This is a genomic window from Streptomyces sp. NPDC002574 (assembly GCF_042889545.1).
Taxonomy (GTDB): Bacteria; Actinomycetota; Actinomycetes; order Streptomycetales; family Streptomycetaceae; genus Actinacidiphila.
The window spans coordinates 309740-328739 of the sequence record NZ_JBIARB010000001.1 but is presented as its reverse complement, the minus strand read 5'-3'; the positions used below and the strand labels follow the sequence as shown (position 1 = coordinate 328739).

The 19000-nt window shown below is 73.4% G+C and carries 20 protein-coding genes; 14 read left to right on the top strand and 6 right to left on the bottom strand.

What is annotated here, in order from left to right; all coding sequences use genetic code 11:
* Positions 1 to 22: 22 nt before the first annotated feature.
* From ACFYXS_RS01640 to ACFYXS_RS01625, 4 genes are all read left to right on the top strand, one after another.
* The gene (locus ACFYXS_RS01640; RefSeq protein WP_389242631.1) at positions 23 to 382 is read left to right on the top strand and encodes a histidine triad nucleotide-binding protein; all 360 of its coding nucleotides are present in this window, start codon (positions 23 to 25) and stop codon (positions 380 to 382) included.
* Positions 383 to 388: 6 nt separating this feature from the next.
* Complete coding sequence (locus tag ACFYXS_RS01635) at positions 389 to 1294, top strand: ribonuclease Z (protein ID WP_389242629.1); 906 nt, start codon at positions 389 to 391, stop codon at positions 1292 to 1294.
* 46 nt (positions 1295 to 1340) lie between these two features.
* Positions 1341 to 2330 (top strand): adenosine deaminase, encoded by a 990-nt coding sequence (locus ACFYXS_RS01630; RefSeq protein ID WP_389242627.1) that lies wholly within the window; start codon positions 1341 to 1343, stop codon positions 2328 to 2330.
* Positions 2331 to 2409: 79 nt separating this feature from the next.
* Complete coding sequence (locus tag ACFYXS_RS01625; protein ID WP_389242625.1) at positions 2410 to 2925, top strand: hypothetical protein; 516 nt, start codon at positions 2410 to 2412, stop codon at positions 2923 to 2925.
* 28 nt (positions 2926 to 2953) lie between these two features.
* On the opposite strand, the gene ACFYXS_RS01620 is transcribed toward ACFYXS_RS01625, so the two are convergent.
* Positions 2954 to 3880: an FHA domain-containing protein gene (locus ACFYXS_RS01620; protein WP_389242623.1), complete on the bottom strand. Its 927-nt coding sequence runs from the start codon at positions 3878 to 3880 to the stop codon at positions 2954 to 2956.
* 128 nt (positions 3881 to 4008) lie between these two features.
* Between ACFYXS_RS01620 and ACFYXS_RS01615 the strand changes: the two genes are divergently transcribed.
* A complete protein-coding gene (locus tag ACFYXS_RS01615) occupies positions 4009 to 5100 on the top strand; it encodes a carbohydrate kinase family protein (RefSeq protein ID WP_389242621.1) in 1092 nt (363 codons plus the stop codon).
* Positions 5101 to 5437: 337 nt separating this feature from the next.
* On the opposite strand, the gene ACFYXS_RS01610 is transcribed toward ACFYXS_RS01615, so the two are convergent.
* A complete protein-coding gene (locus tag ACFYXS_RS01610; protein WP_389242619.1) occupies positions 5438 to 5665 on the bottom strand; it encodes a hypothetical protein in 228 nt (75 codons plus the stop codon).
* 33 nt (positions 5666 to 5698) lie between these two features.
* The gene (locus ACFYXS_RS01605; RefSeq protein WP_389242617.1) at positions 5699 to 6214 is read right to left on the bottom strand and encodes a GNAT family N-acetyltransferase; all 516 of its coding nucleotides are present in this window, start codon (positions 6212 to 6214) and stop codon (positions 5699 to 5701) included.
* Between the two features lie 136 nt (positions 6215 to 6350).
* Here ACFYXS_RS01605 and ACFYXS_RS01600 point away from each other — a divergent pair, with 136 nt between their 5' ends.
* The 5 genes from ACFYXS_RS01600 to era all read left to right on the top strand — a co-directional run bounded on the left by ACFYXS_RS01600 (position 6351) and on the right by era (position 10684).
* Positions 6351 to 7376: a PhoH family protein gene (locus ACFYXS_RS01600; protein WP_389242615.1), complete on the top strand. Its 1026-nt coding sequence runs from the start codon at positions 6351 to 6353 to the stop codon at positions 7374 to 7376.
* 13 nt (positions 7377 to 7389) lie between these two features.
* Positions 7390 to 7887 (top strand): rRNA maturation RNase YbeY, encoded by a 498-nt coding sequence (gene ybeY, locus ACFYXS_RS01595; RefSeq protein WP_389242613.1) that lies wholly within the window; start codon positions 7390 to 7392, stop codon positions 7885 to 7887.
* Positions 7888 to 7892: 5 nt separating this feature from the next.
* On the top strand, positions 7893 to 9224 hold the full coding sequence (locus ACFYXS_RS01590) for a hemolysin family protein (RefSeq protein ID WP_389242611.1): 1332 nt from the start codon (positions 7893 to 7895) through the stop codon (positions 9222 to 9224).
* A 67-nt stretch (positions 9225 to 9291) separates the two neighbouring features.
* Positions 9292 to 9648: a cytidine deaminase gene (locus tag ACFYXS_RS01585; protein WP_389242609.1), complete on the top strand. Its 357-nt coding sequence runs from the start codon at positions 9292 to 9294 to the stop codon at positions 9646 to 9648.
* An 85-nt stretch (positions 9649 to 9733) separates the two neighbouring features.
* A complete protein-coding gene (gene era, locus ACFYXS_RS01580) occupies positions 9734 to 10684 on the top strand; it encodes a GTPase Era (RefSeq protein ID WP_389242607.1) in 951 nt (316 codons plus the stop codon).
* A 25-nt stretch (positions 10685 to 10709) separates the two neighbouring features.
* On the opposite strand, the gene ACFYXS_RS01575 is transcribed toward era, so the two are convergent.
* Positions 10710 to 10976: a protealysin inhibitor emfourin gene (locus tag ACFYXS_RS01575; protein WP_389242605.1), complete on the bottom strand. Its 267-nt coding sequence runs from the start codon at positions 10974 to 10976 to the stop codon at positions 10710 to 10712.
* A 9-nt stretch (positions 10977 to 10985) separates the two neighbouring features.
* Positions 10986 to 12107, bottom strand: coding sequence for a M4 family metallopeptidase (locus ACFYXS_RS01570; protein ID WP_389242603.1), 1122 nt, complete (start codon positions 12105 to 12107; stop codon positions 10986 to 10988).
* 326 nt (positions 12108 to 12433) lie between these two features.
* Here ACFYXS_RS01570 and leuA point away from each other — a divergent pair, with 326 nt between their 5' ends.
* The 4 genes from leuA to ACFYXS_RS01550 all read left to right on the top strand — a co-directional run bounded on the left by leuA (position 12434) and on the right by ACFYXS_RS01550 (position 18700).
* Positions 12434 to 14203: a 2-isopropylmalate synthase gene (leuA, locus tag ACFYXS_RS01565; protein ID WP_389242601.1), complete on the top strand. Its 1770-nt coding sequence runs from the start codon at positions 12434 to 12436 to the stop codon at positions 14201 to 14203.
* A 204-nt stretch (positions 14204 to 14407) separates the two neighbouring features.
* A complete protein-coding gene (locus ACFYXS_RS01560) occupies positions 14408 to 15124 on the top strand; it encodes a TerB family tellurite resistance protein (protein ID WP_389242599.1) in 717 nt (238 codons plus the stop codon).
* Between the two features lie 140 nt (positions 15125 to 15264).
* Complete coding sequence (locus tag ACFYXS_RS01555; RefSeq protein ID WP_389243485.1) at positions 15265 to 17364, top strand: MMPL family transporter; 2100 nt, start codon at positions 15265 to 15267, stop codon at positions 17362 to 17364.
* Positions 17365 to 17419: 55 nt separating this feature from the next.
* A complete protein-coding gene (locus tag ACFYXS_RS01550) occupies positions 17420 to 18700 on the top strand; it encodes a sensor histidine kinase (protein ID WP_389242597.1) in 1281 nt (426 codons plus the stop codon).
* 80 nt (positions 18701 to 18780) lie between these two features.
* On the opposite strand, the gene ACFYXS_RS01545 is transcribed toward ACFYXS_RS01550, so the two are convergent.
* On the bottom strand, positions 18781 to 19000 hold a 220-nt coding region (locus ACFYXS_RS01545), incomplete at its 5' end, for a hypothetical protein (RefSeq protein ID WP_389242595.1).

Genomic DNA, 19000 nt, shown 5'->3' with positions numbered 1-19000 from the left:
ACGACGAGCCGGAGGCGCCACGGTGGCGGGAGAACCGCAGGCGGACTGTCTGTTCTGCAAGATCGTCGCGGGGAGCGTGCCCGCGACCGTCGTCCGCGAGACGGGGACGACGGTCGCGTTCCGCGACATAAACCCCCAGGCGCCGACGCATGTGCTGGTGATCCCCAAGGCGCACTACCCGGACGCGGCCTCCCTCGCCGCCGCGGAGCCGCAGCTCGCCGCCGACCTGCTGCGCGAGGCGGGCGAGGTGGCGGCCGGGGACAAGGTGGACGGCACCGGCTACCGGATCGTCTTCAACACCGGGGCGGGCGCCGGCCAGACCGTCTTCCACGCCCACGCGCACGTGCTCGGCGGGCGCGGCCTGGACTGGCCGCCGGGATAACGGCCGGTGTCAGCACGCGAACTCGTGGTCCTGGGCACGGCCAGCCAGGTCCCGACCCGGCACCGCAACCACAACGGCTACTTCCTGCGCTGGGACGGCGAGGGCATCCTCTTCGACCCCGGTGAGGGCACCCAGCGCCAGATGCTGCGCGCCGGGGTGGCCGCGCACGACCTGACCCGGCTGTGCGTCACGCATTTCCACGGCGACCACAGCCTGGGCCTGGCGGGGGTGATCCAGCGGATCAACCTCGACCGGGTGCCGCACCCCGTGACCGCCCACTACCCCGCGTCCGGGCGGCACTTCTTCGACCGGCTGCGCTACGCGACGGCCTACCGCGAGACGGTGAAGCTGCGCGAGGAGCCGGTCTCCGGCGACACCGTCGTCCTGGCCGACGGCGCCTTCCGGCTGGAGGCCCGGCGGCTCTCCCACCCCGTGGAGGCGTACGGCTACCGCCTCGTCGAGCCGGACGGCCGCCGCATGCTGCCGGAGCGGCTCGCGGCCCACGGCATCACCGGACCCGCGGTCGGCCGTCTGCAGCGCGACGGCGAGGCCGACGGCGTCACCCTCGCCGAGGTCAGTGAGGTGCGGCCCGGTCAGCGCTTCGGCTTCGTCATGGACACCCGGCTGTGCGACGCGGTGTACGCGCTCGCCGACGGCTGCGACCTGCTCGTCATCGAGTCCACCTTCCTGGACGAGGACACCTCCCTCGCCGAGGAGCACGGACACCTGACGGCCGGTCAGGCCGCCCGGGTCGCCGCCGAGTCCGGGGTGCGCCACCTGGTCCTCACCCACTTCTCCCAGCGCTACACGGACCCCGAGGCCTTCGAGCGGCAGGCCCGCGCCGCCGGTTTCACGGCGGAGCTGACCGTCGCCCAGGACCTCGGCCGGGTGCCCGTGCCACGTCGTCGCTGACCCGCCGCGAACCGGTCCGCACCGCTGTGACCTGTACCGTTGTCGGGTGACGATCCCGAAGGCCGAACTCCATCTGCACATCGAAGGCACCCTCGAACCGGAGCTGGCCTTCGCCCTCGCCGAGCGCAACGGGGTCACCCTTCCGTTCGCCTCGGCGGACGAACTGCGCCGGGCCTACGCGTTCGACGACCTGCAGTCGTTCCTCGACCTGTACTACGCGCTGATGGCCGTGCTCCGCACCGAGCAGGACTTCGCCGACCTCGCCGACGCCTACCTGGCGCGGGCCGCCGCCCAGGGGGTGCGGCACGCGGAGATCTTCTTCGACCCGCAGGCGCACACCGCGCGCGGCGTGCCGATCGGGACCGTCGTGGAGGGCCTGGCACGGGCGCTGGACGGCAGCCGGGAGCGGCACGGCGTCAGCACCCGGCTGATCATGTGCTTCCTGCGCGACGAGTCCGCCGCGTCCGCGATGGAGACCTTCGGGGCCGCCCGGCCCCACCTGCACCGCATCGCGGCGGTCGGGCTCGACTCGGCCGAGGTGGGCCATCCGCCGGTGAAGTTCCGCGAGGTCTACGACGCTGCCGCCGCGGCCGGACTCCGCCGCGTGGCGCACGCGGGGGAGGAGGGCCCGCCCGCGTACGTGTGGGAGGCCCTGGACGTGCTCGGCGTGGACCGGATCGACCACGGCATCCGCAGCATGGAGGACCCGGACCTGGTCGCCCGGCTCGCCCGCGACCAGGTCCCGCTGACCGTCTGCCCGCTGTCCAACGTCCGTCTGCGCTGCGTGGCCGCCCTGGCGGAGCACCCGCTGCCCGCGATGCTCGACGCCGGGCTGCTGGTCACCGTCAACTCCGACGACCCCGCCTACTTCGGCGGTTACGCCGGCGACAACTTCGACGCCCTGCGCGACGCGCTCGCCCTCGACGAGGACACCCTGCGGCGCCTGGCCCGCAACTCCTTCCGGGCCGCGTTCCTGGACGACGAGGAGGACCTGCGCGCCCGCTACCTGGCCGAAGTGGACGCCTACGTGTTCTGAGTCGGTTCGCCGTCCCGGGGCAGGCGATCTGAGTACGCGCACTCATGCGGACCGCATCCCGTGGACGGAGCATGGACTCATGCGAAAGCACCCGATACGGCCCCTCGCGGCCGTCACCCTGATCGCTTCGGTACCGGTCGCCGTCTGGGGCCTGCTGGGCCGGCAGGAGGCCGCCGGCTTCCGCCCCTCGGAACTCGACTACCTGGTGCGGCCCTTGGACGTCCCGGCCGGTGTGGAGACCGGGCTGGGCGTGGTGGCGGCGGTGCTCGCCGTGGCCGCCGCGACCGTACTGGGCATGGCCTCGCGGCCCGGGCCGGAGCGGTTCGACGGGCGGTGGTGGCAGGTGCTCGGCCCGCTGGTCGCCGCCGGTGCGCTGGCCGGAGCGGGCTGGCGGGTCGTGACCGCGGGCGTCATCGGCGCCAACATCGGCGCCGGGCTGGTCATCCTCCTCGGCGGCCCGCTCGTCGCCGCGCTGCTGGCGTGGTCGGCGGGACGTGGCCTGTGGCTGGCCCGCGCCCGTCACCGCGGTCCCCGTCCCCCGCGCGGGGGCACGGGCACCGCGGGCTGGCGGCCGGTGCCCCGCGAGGGCATGTAGCAAGTCCTGCCGTCGAGGTGACGGTATGTCAGGGGCCGTGCCCACCGCGGTGGACGCGGTGGTGCCTCCCGTGCCGCCCGGCCTCGTGCGCGCGCCGGCGCGCCGCCTTCGACAGGGCCGCGCCGGCGCCGAAGAGCACCGCCCCGCCGCCGAACGCGGCGAATCCCAGCGGGGCCTTCGGGGCTCCCCACAACTGCTCGGTGAAGGGGTCCGGCGGCACCGCGGCGCTGCCCGTGCCGCCCAGGAGCCCGAGGATCAGCGACACCCAGATCACGAACCCGGCGAGCGCGACGAGCACGCCCAGCACCATCAGGGCCCGGCCCGGCCCCTGCCCCGGGAGGACGGCGCCGTCCGGGTCGGCGTAGGGGTCGTCGTACGGATCCGGGCCCGGGTCGGGAGGTGCGTACGCCTCGTTCCGGCCGTCCGCCGCGGGCGCCGCCGGATCGTCCCGGTAGAGGTCGCGGCCCACCAGGAACTGCTCGTGCGCCGAGGCGTACCGCCGCGTGCGGCCGCGCGGGGCGGGGCCGCGGACGTCGCCGAGGTCGGTGATCACCGGCGGCGCGGCGTGCGGCGGGGGATCGCCGGGGCCCGGCGGGTCCTGTGCGGCAGGCTCCCGTCCCGGCTCCGCGTCCCGGTCGCCGCCCGAGGCCACCGACAGCCGCAGTTCGACGTGCCCGATCCGCACCCGGTCCCCGTCCCGCAGCGGCCGGGGCGCCATGAGGCGGTCCCCGTTGAGGAAGGTGCCGTTGGTCGAGCCCAGGTCGGCGAGGACGACATGGCTCCCGGCACGGTTCATCGCGGCGTGCCGCCTGCTGATCCCCTCGCCGTCGAGCCGGATGCCGCTGCCGGGCAGTCTGCCGATCTCGCAGTACCCGGCGGGGACGTCGAAGACGGCGCCCTCGTCCGGCCCGGAGGTCACGATCAGCCGCGGTGGTGAAGCCGAAGGTCCGGCCATGTCCAGCCCCCGCGATTCATCGGGTTTCCTTCATGATCCGCCCGAGTGTCCGAACGGACAAACGCATGCGGGTGGGGGCGCCGCGCGTACGATCGGTCCGAACGACACCAGGTCGGGAGGAACCCCGGGTGGATGACCAGCCCGTCCTCGATCCGCTGGCCGCCGTGCGCGCCGCGGACGACCCGGAGACCGATGTGTACCTGACCGGCACGGTCTTCCTGGACATCATCTTCACCGGTCTGGACAGCGCGCCCGTGCGCGGCACCGAGTCCTGGGCCCGCGGCATGGGCTCCAGCCCCGGCGGCGTCGCCAACATGGCCACCGCGCTGGCCCGGCTCGGCCTGCGCACCTGCCTGGCCGCCGCCTTCGGCGACGACGTGTACGGCGACTACTGCTGGGACTCCCTCGCCGAGGGCGAGGACATCGACCTCGCGCCCTCCCGGAGGATCCCCGGCTGGCACTCGCCGGTCACCGTCTCGATGGCGTACGAGGGCGAGCGGACCATGGTCAGCCACGGCCACGAGGCCCCGCCGCCGGAGGAGACCGCCCCGGTGTGCCCGCCGCCGAGCCGGGCCTGCCTGGCCTCGCTGGTGCCGGGTCGGCCGCGCCAGGAGTGGATCGGGCACGCCGCCCGGCGCGGCAGCCGGGTCTTCGCCGACGTGGGCTGGGACGAGTCCGGCCGCTGGGACCCCGCCGACCTCAGCGACCTGGAGCACTGCGACGCGTTCCTGCCCAACGCCGCCGAGGCGATGGCCTACACCCGCACCGACTGCCCCCGGGCCGCCGCCCGCAAGCTGGCCGAACTGGTGCCGCTGGCCGTGGTGACGCTCGGTCCGGAGGGCGCCTACGCGGTGGACTCCGGCTCCGGTCAGTGCGCGGAGGTGCCCGCGCTCGACGTGGAGGCGCTCGACCCGACGGGGGCCGGCGACGTCTTCGTCGCCGGCTTCGTGACCGGCTCGCTCGCCGGGTGGCCGCTGGCCGACCGGCTGGCCTTCGCCTGCCTGACCGCCGCCCTGTCGGTGCAGGAGTTCGGCGGCTCGCTGTCGGCGCCCGGCTGGATCGAGATCGCCGCCTGGTGGCAGCACGCCAAGGCCTACGACGACCAGGACCGCACCGCGCTGCGCCGCTACGCCTTCCTGGACGACCTGCTGCCCACCGGCACCCGCCGCTGGCCGCTGCGCCGCGCCGTCCCGACGATCGGCTTCCGCCCCTACCGCTGAGGCGGTCGCGTCACGTCACGCGACCAGGTCGACGGGGCAGCGCGCGGCCCCGGGTCGCGCGATCCGGGCGTCACTGGTGACCAGGGTGCATTCCAGGTGCTCCGCGAGCGCGACGTACGACGCGTCGTACGCCGACAGGGTGGCGCGCAGCTCCCAGTCGCCGCTGCCGGCTGCTCCAGTTCTCCTCCCAGCGACAGACCGCGGATCGCATGCGCCGCTTCGAACTCGACGACGGCCGGGGCGTGCAGGGTCTCGCCGGAGAGGGGTTTGCGCGCCAGGTCGCCCAGCGGGCCGCCATGGGTGAGGGCGAGGGCGATCGCCGACGCGTCGACGACGATCATTGGTGCCCACCATCGTCGATGTGGCCGAGCAGGTCATCGAGGGTGTAGTCGGCCGTCGCCGATTTCCGGGCGCTGGCGAGTATGTCGTCGACCGTCGGCGTTCTGGCCTGTTCGATCAGCCGCCGGCGCAGGTACTCGTTCAAGGACTGGTGCGCCTCGACCGCGCGGTGTTTGAGCGTGCGGTGCACGTCATCAGGGACGTCCTTGATCTGGATGTTCGCCACGACGGCACGCATGCATGCGTTTCGCATGCACTGTCACACCCGGCGCTGGAGCACCTGCCCCGGCCACGGCTCGCCCACGTCGCGGGGCACCGCGAACCGCTCCGCGCGCGTGAAGCCGAGGGCCTCGTACCGGCGCACCAGCCGCCCGTCGCTCCCGGCGTAGCAGTCGACCCGCAGCAGGCTCACGCCCCGGCGGCGGGCCTCGGCGACCGCGTCGTCCACCAGCGCGGCCCCGATGCCGCTCCCGGACCGCGCCCGGTCGGTGACCAGCAGGCGGATGTACAGCTCGGGCTCGCCGGCCGGCGGGACGCTCTCGGGTGGCTCCCCGGCGAGCACGCACACCCCGGCGAGCTCGCCGTCCACCTCGGCGGCGCGCAGCAGGTAATCGTCGGCGTACCGGCGGGTCCGGTCGACGGCGGCCGGGCGGGAGGACCAGGGCTCGGTGCCCCACTGCCCGGTGTGGCCGCGGGCGGTGAGCCAGGCGACGGCGCTGTCGAGCAGGGCGAGCGTGGCGGGGAGGTCGCCGGGACCCCCGGTGCGGATCTGCATGGCGCAGTTCTACCCGTCGCGTGACGCAACGTAAAACCCCTCGGCACCTCCGTCGCACCGACGTACCCTTGAACCCCAAGCCCAGTGGCATGTCGAAGATCAGAAGGCGGGAAGAGCAGGCCGAAGTGCCTGGCCCATGACACAGACACCGACAACGCAGCAACCGCAGGCGAGTGCCCACTTCGTCGTACCGGCCAAGCACCCCATGGTGACTGTCCTGGGGTCCGGCGACTCGCTCCTGCGCGTGATCGAGAAGGCGTTCCCGGCCGTCGACATCCATGTACGAGGCAATGAGATCAGCGCGACAGGCGAAGCGGCCGATGTCGCCCTGGTCCAGCGCCTCTTCGACGAAATGATGCTGGTGCTGCGCACCGGACAGCCGATGACGGAGGACGCCGTGGAGCGGTCGATCGCCATGCTCCGCCAGGACAGCGGAACCGACGGCCTGGAGGAGACCCCTTCCCAGGTCCTGACCCAGAACATCCTCTCCAGCCGGGGCCGCACGATCCGGCCCAAGACGCTGAACCAGAAGCGCTATGTCGACGCCATCGACAAGCACACCATCGTCTTCGGCATCGGCCCGGCGGGCACCGGCAAGACCTACCTGGCGATGGCCAAGGCCGTGCAGGCGCTGCAGTCCAAGCAGGTCAACCGGATCATCCTGACCCGTCCCGCCGTCGAGGCGGGCGAGCGGCTCGGCTTCCTGCCGGGCACGCTGTACGAGAAGATCGATCCGTACCTGCGCCCGCTGTACGACGCGCTGCACGACATGGTCGACCCCGACTCCATCCCGCGCCTCATGGCGAGCGGGACGATCGAGGTCGCCCCGCTGGCGTACATGCGCGGCCGCACGCTCAACGACGCGTTCATCATCCTCGACGAGGCGCAGAACACCAGTGCCGAGCAGATGAAGATGTTCCTCACCCGGCTCGGCTTCGACTCCAAGATCGTCATCACCGGCGACGTCACGCAGGTCGACCTGCCGGGTGGCACGAAGAGCGGGCTGCGCCAGGTCGTGGACATCCTGGACGGCGTCGAGGACGTGCACTTCTCGCGCCTGACGAGCACCGATGTCGTACGCCATAAGCTGGTCGGGCGCATCGTGGACGCCTACGAGCGCTACGACGACCTCAACGGCAACCGAAACGGCAACGGAAAGTAGCCTCCGAAGCACTATGGCGATCGACGTCAACAACGAATCCGGCTGGGACTTCGACGAGGCGGCTGTGCTCGACATCAGCCGTTACGCCCTGCAGCACATGCGTATCCACCCGCTGTCCGAGCTCTCGGTGATCGCCATCGACGCCGACGCCATGGAGGCGCTGCACCTCCAGTGGATGGACGAACCCGGCCCCACCGACGTCATGTCCTTCCCGATGGACGAACTCCGTCCCGGGAAGGACGACGAGGAGCCCCCGCAGGGCCTGCTCGGGGACATCGTGCTCTGCCCCGAAGTGGCCAAGAAGCAGGGCGAGGCGGCCACGACCAAGCACTCCATGGACGAGGAGCTCCAGCTGCTCACCGTCCACGGGGTGCTGCACCTGCTCGGTTACGACCACGACGAGGCCGACGAGAAGGCCGAGATGTTCGGCCTGCAGAAGGCCATCCTCGACGGCTGGCGCGCCGAGCGCGGCATCCAGGGCCCCTCCCCGGCCCCGACCACCACCCACTGATCCCGATGGTGGTCTACGCCGTCCTGCTGGTCGTCGTCGCATGGCTCGCCGCCTGCGCCGAGGCCGGCATCGCCCGCATGTCCCGGTTCCGCGCCGAGGCGGCGATGCGGGCCGGCCGTCGGGGCGCGGACAAGCTTCTCGCCGTCGCCTCCGACCCCACGCGCTACCTCAACGTGGCCCTGCTGGTGCGTGTGGCCTGCGAGATGGCGGCGGCGGTGCTCGTCACGGTGCTGTGCGTGCGGCACTTCGAGGCGACCTGGCAGGCGCTGCTCGTCGCCATCGGCGTCATGATCGTGGTCTCGTACGTCGCCGTGGGCGTCTCGCCGCGCACCATCGGCCGCCAGCACCCGCTCAACACGGCCACAGCGGCGGCGTACGTGCTGCTGCCGCTGGCCCGGGTGATGGGCCCGATCCCCGCGCTGCTGATCCTGCTCGGCAACGCGTTCACCCCCGGCAAGGGCTTCCGGCAGGGCCCGTTCGCCTCCGAGGCCGAACTTCGGGCCCTGGTCGACCTCGCCGAGAGCGAGTCCCTGATCGAGGACGAGGAGCGCCGCATGGTGCACTCCGTCTTCGAGCTCGGCGACACCCTGGTGCGCGAGGTGATGGTGCCGCGCACCGAACTGGTGGCCATCGAGCGCTTCAAGACGATCCGGCAGGCCATGACCCTCGCCCTGCGCAGCGGTTTCTCCCGCATCCCCGTCACGGGCGAGAGCGAGGACGACATCGTGGGCATCGTCTACCTCAAGGACCTCGCCCGGCGCGTGCACATCAACCGCGACGCCGAGACCGACCCGGTCTCCTCGGTGATGCGCCCGGCCGCCTTCGTGCCCGACACCAAGAACGCCGGCGACCTGCTGCGCGAGATGCAGCGCGAGCGCAACCACGTCGCCGTCGTCATCGACGAGTACGGCGGCACGGCCGGCATCGTCACGATCGAGGACATCCTGGAGGAGATCGTCGGCGAGATCACCGACGAGTACGACCGCGAGCTGCCGCCCGTCGAGGAGCTGGGCGACGGCCGCTACCGCGTCACCGCCCGCCTCGACCTCGGCGACCTCGGCGAGCTGTACGGGGTCGACCTGGACGACGAGGACGTGGAGACCGTGGGCGGCCTGCTCGCCAAGATCCTCGGCCGGGTGCCCATCCCGGGCGCCTCCGCGGTCGTCGAACTGCCCGAGACCGCCTCGGCGCCCGACGCCCCGGCCGCGCTGCGGCTCACCGCCGAGGCCCCGTCCGGGCGCCGCAACCGCATCGGCGCGGTGCTGGTCGACCCGCTTCCCTCCCCGGCCCCGGCCACCGGCCCGGACTCCGCCCCGGACGGCGCCGTACGCGGCTAGGGCCCGCGGGGCACCTGCCGCGGAAACCCGTCCCCGGCGGGCGGTTCACGGCGGATACGCTGGCCGCATGAGCGACGAGCAGCCCCCGCTGGACCCCGAGGACCGCAAGATCATCACGCTGGCCCGCTCGGCGCGGGCGCGCAACGGTGTGCCCGAGGGCGCGGCCGTACGGGACGGCACGGGACGCACCTACGTCGCGGGCACGGTCGCGCTGCGGTCGCTGTCGCTCAGCGCCCTGCGCACCGCCGTCGCCATGGCCGTCGCGAGCGGCGCCACGTCCCTGGAGGCCGCGGCGGTCGTCTCGGCCGCCGGCACCGTGTCCCCGGAGGACCTGGCGGCCGTGCGCGACCTCGGCGGTCCGGACACCCCGGTGCTCCTCGCGGGCCCGGACGGCGCGCTGCGCGCCACCGTCCCCGCGCAGTGATTCCCGGGGCGTCCACGGCGTCCACGGCGGCCGCCGGCGCGGGCGGAGGGCGCGTGCGTCAGGCGGGCCCGGAGGATCAGGGACAATGGTCGCCATGAGCGTTCGTACCGAGACCACTGCCCCCGCCCACCGGTCCGGCTTCGCCTGCTTCGTGGGCCGCCCCAACGCGGGCAAGTCCACCCTGACCAACGCTCTCGTCGGCACGAAGGTGGCGATCACCTCCAACCGGCCGCAGACCACCCGGCACACCGTGCGCGGCATCGTGCACCGCCCGGACGCGCAGCTCGTGCTGGTCGACACCCCGGGGCTGCACAAGCCCCGCACCCTGCTCGGCGAGCGGCTGAACGACGTGGTCCGCGGCACCTGGGCCGAGGTCGACGTGATCGGCTTCTGCCTGCCCGCGAACGAGAAGCTCGGTCCCGGCGACCGCTACATCGCCAAGGAGCTGGGGGAGGTCCGCAAGACCCCCAAGGTCGCGATCGTCACCAAGACCGACCTGGTGGACTCCAAGCGCCTCGCCGAGCAACTCCTCGCCATCCACCAGCTCGGCGCCGAACTCGGCATCGAGTGGGCCGAGATCATCCCCGTCTCCGCCGTCGGTGACAGCCAGGTCGGCCTCCTCGCCGACCTGCTGGTCCCGCTCCTCCCCGAGGGCCCGGCCCTGTACCCGGAGGGCGACCTCACCGACGAGCCCGAGCAGGTCATGGTCGCCGAGCTGATCCGCGAGGCCGCGCTGGAGGGCGTGCGCGACGAGCTGCCGCACTCCATCGCCGTCGTGGTCGAGGAGATGCTGCCCCGCGAGGACCGCCCGGCGGACAAGCCGCTGCTCGACATCCACGCCAACATCTACATCGAGCGCACCAGCCAGAAGGGCATCATCATCGGCCCCAAGGGCGCCCGGCTGAAGGAGGTCGGGACCAAGTCCCGCCGCCACATCGAGGCGCTGCTGGGCACGCCGGTCTTCCTCGACCTGCACGTGAAGGTGGCCAAGGACTGGCAGCGCGACCCCAAGCAGCTGCGCAAGCTGGGCTTCTAGTCCCCGGCCGGCCCGCGAGCGGGGGTCACGTGCCCTCCTTCAGGATGATCCGGATCAGTTGGTGCTGCGCCTGCGTGAGGTCCGGGTCGGCGCAGTGCACGGTGCGTGTGTCGACCGTGATCTCGTAGTGGAAGCCGTCCGGCACCCCGGGCGGCGGCTCCGCCCCGCCCGCGGCGAGCACGTCGCGGGCCAGGGCGTGCAGTTGGAAGGCGTCGGGCCGGCCGTTGGTGTCCAGCGCGGCCCGGCGCTCGATCCCCGCGAAGCCGCCGGAGCGGATCACCTGTATGCGCATGGGGTGCGCCTACCCCTGGACGGGGGGCTGCGCACCTTCCGGTGCCGGTGCCTGGCGCGGGAGTTCGGAGCCGCCCGCCACCGGTGTCGCGATGCCGACGTCGCTCCAGGCCCGGGCGACGGCCGCGTGCTCCTCGGCCTCGCCGTAGCGGGCGGCGGCCGCGGCCACGGTGGCCCGGGCGAACTCCGCGAAGTCGGCGCGCGGTGAGAGCCCGCCGCCGGTCAGCACGTCGTACCAGATCCGCCCGGCGCGATCCCAGGCGTGGCCGCCCAGCGCGGTGGCGGCCAGGTAGAACGCCCGGTTGGGAATGCCGGAGTTGATGTGGACGCCGCCGTTGTCCCGGGAGGTGCGCACATAGCCGTCCATGTGACCGGGCTGCGGGTCCTTGCCGAGCACGTCGTCGTCGTACGCCGTGCCGGGGGCCTTCATGGACCGCAGGGCGGCGCCGGTGACGCGCGGGGCGAGCAGCCCGGCACCGATCAGCCAGTCGGCCCGGTCCGCCGTCTGCCCCAGCGCGTACTGCTTGATCAGCGAGCCGAAGACGTCGGACACCGACTCGTTGAGCGCGCCGGACTGGCCGAAGTAGTCCAGGTTGGCGGTGTACTGCGTGACGCCGTGGGTGAGTTCGTGGCCGATGACGTCGACGGGCAGCGTGAAGTCGAGGAAGAGCTCCCCGTCCCCGTCGCCGAAGACCATCCGCTCGCCGTTCCAGAAGGCGTTGTTGTAGTCGCGGCCGTAGTGGACGGTGGCGTCCAGCGGCAGGCCGGAGTCGTCGATGGAGTGCCGGCCGTACGCGGTCAGGTACAGCTCGAAGGTCGCGCCGAGCCCGTCGTAGGCCCGGTTGACCGTCGCGTCGGCGAGCGGTGCGCCACCCTCGCCGCGGACCTTCGCGCCCGGCAGGTCCTCCCCGTGCCCGGCGTCGCTGATGGTGCGCAGCGGCTGCTCCGAAGGCTCCGCCCCGGCCACCGGGAACGCCCCGATGACGGTGGTCAGACGGCGGCGGGTGCGCTGCGCGGCGTCCTGCTCCAAGGTGCGGCGGGAGGGGCCGGCCAGCGCGCTGTCCTGGTTGCGGGCGATCCGGTCCAGGACGTGCGGCGGCACGATCGTGCAGAAAACGGGTGTGTGCTCCATGGTCGGCAATGTGGCACGGCGCGACTCCGGTGTCACCAGCCGTGACGGCGATTGCCGTAACGATTGCCGTAAAGAGAGGAAAATTACGATTTTCCTGTCATCGCGGGCGGTCTTGCATACTGAGAAGAACGCCGCAGCGGCTGCGGGGAGACCCGGGGCTCGGTTAGGGTCGGTCGCATCATGCGTTTCGGGATGCTTCTTCTCCTTAGCTGCCGCGGCGAGGGCCTGTAGTCCAGGTCGACTCCCTCCCCGCGGAGTGTGGCGTTGTCGGAGAACCAGCGCCGGTCGGCCGCTTCTGAAGCCGCAACCGAGGAGCACCCCCGCACATGTCCACTCCGAACGCCGTCGGCCGTCCCACGCCGATCACCGCCGCCACTGTGCGCCAGCGCCCCACGTCGATGCCGGTGCACAAGTACCGGCCGTACGAGGCGGTGGAGATCCCGGACCGCACCTGGCCGGGCAACCGGATCACCAAGGCGCCCCGCTGGCTGTCCACCGACCTGCGCGACGGCAACCAGGCCCTGATCGACCCGATGTCGCCGGCCCGCAAGCGCGCGATGTTCGACCTGCTGGTGTCGATGGGCTACAAGGAGATCGAGGTCGGCTTCCCCGCCTCCGGCGAGACCGACTTCGCCTTCGTGCGCTCCATCATCGAAGAGGGCGCGATCCCCGAGGACGTCACGATCTCGGTGCTGACGCAGGCCCGCGAGGAGCTCATCGAGCGCACCGTGGAGTCCCTGCGCGGCGCGGCCCGCGCCTCGGTCCACCTGTACAACGCCACCGCCCCGACCTTCCGCCGGGTGGTCTTCCGCGGCTCCAAGGAGCAGATCCGGCAGATCGCCGTGGACGGCACGCGGCTGGTCATGGAGTACGCGGACAAGATCCTCGGGGACGAGACCGTCTTCGGCTACCAGTACAGCCCGGAGATCTTCACCGACACCGAACTGGACTTCGCCCTGGAGGTCTGCGAGTCGGTCATGGACGTCTGGCAGCCCGAGGAGGGCCGCGAGATCATCCTGAACCTGCCGGCGACCGTGGAGCGCTCCACGCCCTCCACCCACGCCGACCGCTTCGAGTGGATGTCGCGGAACCTGTCGCGCCGCGAGTACGTCTGCCTGTCGGTCCACCCGCACAACGACCGCGGCACCGCCGTGGCCGCCGCCGAACTGGCGCTGATGGCGGGCGCGGACCGTATCGAGGGCTGCCTGTTCGGCCAGGGCGAGCGCACCGGCAACGTGGACCTGGTCACCCTGGGGATGAACCTGTTCAGCCAGGGCGTGGACCCGCAGATCGACTTCTCGCAGATCGACGAGATCCGCCGCACCGCCGAGTACTGCAACCAGATGGAGGTCCACCCGCGCCACCCGTACGTGGGCGACCTGGTCTACACGTCCTTCTCCGGCTCCCACCAGGACGCCATCAAGAAGGGGTTCGACGCCATGGAGGCCGACGCGGCCGCCCAGGGCCCCGGTGTGACCGTCGACGATCTGGAGTGGGCGGTCCCGTACCTGCCGATCGACCCCAAGGACGTCGGCCGCTCGTACGAGGCCGTCATCCGCGTGAACTCGCAGTCCGGCAAGGGCGGCGTCGCGTACGTCCTGAAGAACGACCACAAGCTGGACCTGCCGCGCCGGATGCAGATCGAGTTCTCGAAGATCATCCAGGCCAAGACCGACGCCGAGGGCGGCGAGGTCACCCCCAGGGAGATCTGGGGGATCTTCGAGGACGAGTACCTGCCCACCCCCGACAACGCCTGGGGCCGCATCACCCTGCGCTCCGCCCAGACCTCGACCAGCAGCGACGGCACCGACACCCTCACCGTCGAGGCGGCCGTGGACGGCGCGGAGACCGTGCTGACCGGCACCGGGAACGGCCCGATCTCGGCGTTCTTCGACGCGCTGGCCGCCGTGGGCGTCGACGCCCGCCTGCTGGACTACACCGAGCACACCATGAGCGAGGGGGCCAGCGCCCAGGCCGCCTCGTACATCGAGTGCGCGATCGACGGCAAGGTCCTGTGGGGCATCGGCATCGACGCCAACACCACCCGCGCCTCGCTGAAGGCGGTCGTCTCGGCCGTCAACCGCGCGACCCGCTGATCACCGCGGACGGTGAACCGGCCACGGCACCCGCCCGGTGCCGTGGCCGATTCTTGTATTCGGCCCTCTCGTGGTACTGACTCCACGTTGCTCATGTGGCTAACATCACGTCATTACGGCGCCGTTGCCGGAGCGTTACCCACGCCTACGGCCCGTAACGGGACGAACCGGTATTTATCCGGATGAGCGGCCGGAGGGTGCGAAGTGCTCCAGATCAAGGGCTTGTGCATCTTGGGCGTGCGGACGGCCTGGCACACCGAGGGCGACGGGGAGTTCTTCTGCGCCGGCTGCGGCGGCGACCGCGGGTACCGGCGCCGGACCGGCACCCGGCGGCTGACGGTGCTCGGCCTGCCGCTGCTGCCGCGCGGCTCGGCCGGCACCGTCGTGGAGTGCGTCGTGTGCCGTGCCCGCTGCGGCCCCGAGGCCCTGGAGCAGCCGACGACCACCGTCTTCTCCGCCATGCTCCGCGACGCCGTCCACACCGTCGCCCTCGCCGTCCTCACCGCGGGCGGGGCCACCGGGCGGGCCGCCCGCGAGACGGCCGTGGAGGCGGTCCGCACCGCCGGCTTCACCGACTGCACCGAGGACCAACTGCTCGGCCTGCTCGCGGCCATCGTCGCCGACGAGGGCCGCTTCCCGGGCGCCGCCGGACCCCTCTCGCCGGAAGGCCTCGCCGACTCCCTCGACGGCTGCGGCAGCTGGCTCTCCATCGAGCTGCACGAGGCCCTGGAACCGCTCTCCCGGCACCTCGCCCCGCACGGCCGCGAACGGGTCCTGCTGCAGGGCGCGCGCATCGCCCTCGCCGACGGCCCGTACCTGCCCGCGGAGCGCGAGGTGCTGGGCGCCGTCGGCCGCTGCCTCGGCCTGGTCGGCGAGGACACGGCCCGGGTGCTGGAGGCCGCGGCCCGCACGCCCTCCTGAGGCGTACTCCCCGGGGAGTAACCGGACCGGCCCCGCACCCCGGGCAGTAACGCCGGGCTCGGTCCCGGGCCCGACGAAAAGCCGCCCCCGCGCCGGAAGTCTGGAAAGGACCAGACCACCGGCCCGGAGGGAGGCCCATGATGGGGGCCCCGACCACTGAGACCACACCGGCCGCCGCGCCGCCGCCGACGCGAGGACGGGGGAGGAGCCGGGGCGCCCGCGCGCTCCCCTGGGCGGTGCTCGCGCTGTGGATCGCCGTGCTGGCGCTGGCCGGCCCGCTGGCCGGCAAGCTCGCCGACGCCCAGCAGAACCGGGCGGTGGACTACCTCCCGGTGAGCGCCGACTCCACGCAGGTCGCCCGGCTCCAGGACGCGCTGCCCGGCGGCGAGGCCACCGAACTCGTGGTCGTCTACCACCGCGACGGCGGGCTGACCGCGGCCGACCGCGAGAAGGCCGACGCCCAGATCTCCGGCATCGCGCGGGCGCACCGGCTCACCGGCGGCACGCCGCACGCCGTCCTGTCGCACGGCGACACGCTCATGTACCCCGTGGCGAGCACCGGGCCGGGCCAGGACGACACGGCCAGGAACGCCTTCGTCACCGACGTCCGCGCCCGCGCCGAGGGCGGCGACGGGCTGACCGCCCAAGTGGGCGGCCCCGGCGCGCTCAACACCGACATGAAGGAGGTGTACTCCTCCCTCGACGGGCCGTTGCTGTGGACCACGGTGGCCGTCGTCGCCGTCCTGCTGATCCTCATCTACCGCAGCCCGCTGCTGTGGCTGCTGCCGCTGCTCGTCGCGGGCGTGGCCGACGCCGCCGCGATGGCCGGGGTCTACGGACTCCACCAGGCCTTCGACATCACCGTCACCGGCCAGAGCCAGGGCGTGATGACCATCCTCGTTTTCGGCGCCGGCACCGACTACGCCCTGCTGCTGGTCTCCCGCTACCGCGAGGAACTGCGGCGGATCCAGCGCCCGTACGAGGCCATGCGCGCCGCGCTGCGCGGGTGCGGCCCCGCGATCCTGGCCTCCTCCGGGACCGTCGCGGTGGGGCTGCTGTGCCTGCTCGCCGCCGACCTCAACAGCAGCCGGGGCATGGGTCCGATCGCCGCGGTCGGGGTGCTGTGCGCGCTCCTGGCGATGACGACCCTGCTGCCCGCGCTGCTGGTACTGCTGGGACGGCGGGTGTTCTGGCCGCTGGTGCCCGCGTACGGCAGCGAAGTGCCGCGCCCGCGTGGCCTGTTCGCGGCGATGGGCGGCTCGGCGGCACGCCGTCCGCTGGCGGTGCTCGCGGGCGGCGCGGTGCTGCTCGGGGCGCTCGCGCTCGGGACCCTGGCCCTGCCCGGCAGCCTGCGGAACGACGACGCCTTCACCAGCGCCCCGGAGTCGGTCGCCGCCATGCGCACCCTCGCCGCGGCCGACCCCGGCCGCTCCGCCCAGCCGATCACCGTCATGGCGCCCACCGGCCGGACCGGCGAGGTGCTGGCCGCGGTCCGGGGCACCGAAGGCGTCGCGTCCGCCGAACGCGGGCGCAGCGGCGGCGGCTGGACGGAGGTGTCGGTGACCGCGCAGGCGCCGCCCGAGTCGGCCGGCGAGACAGCGACCATCCACGCCCTGCGCGCGGAGCTGGACGGCCCCTACGGCGCCCACGTCGGCGGCCCCGGCGCCCAGCAGGCCGACCTGGCCGCCACCAGCACCCGCGACCGCTGGGTCGTCGTCCCGCTCGTCCTGGCCGCCGTGCTGCTGATCCTGGTCGCGCTGCTGCGCAGCCTGGTCGCGCCACTGCTGCTCGTGGTGGCCGTGATCGCGGTGTGGGGCGCGGCGCTCGGCATCGGCGGGCTGGTCTTCGGGCCGCTGTTCGGCTTCTCGGGCACGGATCCGGGGCTGCCGCTGCTGTCGTTCGTCTTCCTCGTCGCGCTGGGGGTCGACTACGGCATCTTCCTCATGCACCGGATGCGCGAGGAGTCGCTGGCGGGGGCCGCGCCGGCCGCCGCGGCCGTCACCGCGCTGCGCACCACGGGCGGGGTGATCGCCTCGGCCGGGCTGGTGCTGGCGGCCACGTTCTCGGTCCTGGTCAACATGCCGCTGGTGTCGCTGGTCGAGATGGGCTTCGTCATCGCGGTGGGCGTCCTGCTGGACACCTTCCTCGTCCGCACCTACCTGGTCACCTCCGCGAGCGTGGCGCTGCGCGAGCGGGTCTGGTGGCCGGGCCGGCTCAGCAGGCCGCGTACGGGCCCGTGAGCCGTCCCGTGAACCGGTCTGTCCCCCAGCCGACCCCGTAACGGAAGATGGAGCCGTGCCGAAGCCGCCGCCCCTCCCGCCCGCCGTCCGCGCGCACAAGGACGCCGCCCTCGCCCTGGGCGTGCTCGTGCTCCAGTGCGCCATGGGCGCCCTCCTGCCGTCCGGGCAGGGGCACCGCCCGGACGCGGTCGGCTGGGCGCTGCTGGTGGTCACGGCGCTGGTGCTGGCGGCCCGGCGGCGGTGGCCGATGACCGTGATGCTCGTCATGGTCGCGGCCGTCGCCCCGTACCACGCCATGGACAACCTGCACCTGGCCGTGGTCCCGGCGAGCATGGTGGCGATCTACTCGCTCGCGGTCGCCGGGCCGCCGCCGCGGACGTACCTCACCGTGGCGGCGGTCGTCGCGATCATGGTCGGGGTGATGACGGCGACACCCGACCGGCACGCGGCGACCGACATGCTGCGCAGCGGCGGCTGGGTGGTGGCGGTGGCGCTGACCGGCGAGGCGGTCCGCATCCACCGCAAGTACGTGGCCGCCATCGTCGGGCGCGCCGAACGCGCCGAACGCACCCGCGAGGAGGAGGCGGCCCGGCGGGTCGCCGAGGAGCGGCTGCGGATCGCCCGCGACCTGCACGACCTGCTCGCCCACAGCATCACCCTCATCGGCGTGCAGACCTCGGTCGCCGCGCACGTCCTGGTCGCCGACCCCGACCGGCTGGACCGCACGGCCGTGGCCGGCGCCCTCGACAGCATCGCCGGCACCTGCCGCGACGCCCGCGCCGAACTGCGCGCCACCCTCCAGGTGCTGCGCGGCGACGACGAACGCGGCCCGCTGCCGGGCCTGGCGGCCGTGGCCGACCTGGCCCGCTCCGCCGAGGCCGCCGGCGCCCGGGTGGAACTGGCCGTGGCGGCCGGCGCGGACGGGGTGCCCCCGGCGATCGGGGCCGCCGCCTACCGCATCGTGCAGGAGGCCCTGACCAACGCCGTGCGGCACGCCGGGGGCACCTCGGTCCGGGTCGGGGTGGAACTCGGCACCGACCCGGACCGGGGCACCGCCCTGCGGATCGCCGTCACCGACGACGGCCCCTGCCCGGGTACGCGGGCCGAACCCGAACCGGACCGCCCCGACGCCCGCTGGCGGCCCTGGCGCGCCGTGGCACCCCCCAGGCCGCCCGAGGACGCCGCCCCGGTGGTGCCCGGCCCCGCCGCCGGCTACGGCCTCATCGGCATGCGCGAGCGCGCCCGCAGCGTCGGCGGCACCCTCACCGCCGGCCCCCGCCCCGAGGGCGGCTTCCAGGTCGCCGCCGTCCTGCCGCTCACCGGAGGTGCCGCGTGATCCGGGTGCTGCCCGCCGGCGGCCGGAGGCCGGTCCGTGGTCGCGCTGCGGCCGGCTGCGGCCTTCGCGGCGTCGCCGGATCACCGAGTGCCGGGCCGCGTTTCGGGGACCACTTCCGGGTGGTCTCTGCGTTCGCCGATGACCGGATGCCCATCCGTGAGGTCTTCGCGATGCCGGTCGGGTCCGACCCGGACATGGCGGTCACTCACCGGAGGTGCCGCGTGATCCGGGTGCTGCCCGCCGGCGGCCGGAGGCCGGTCCGTGGTCGCGCTGCGGCCGGCTGCGGCCTTCGCGGCGTCG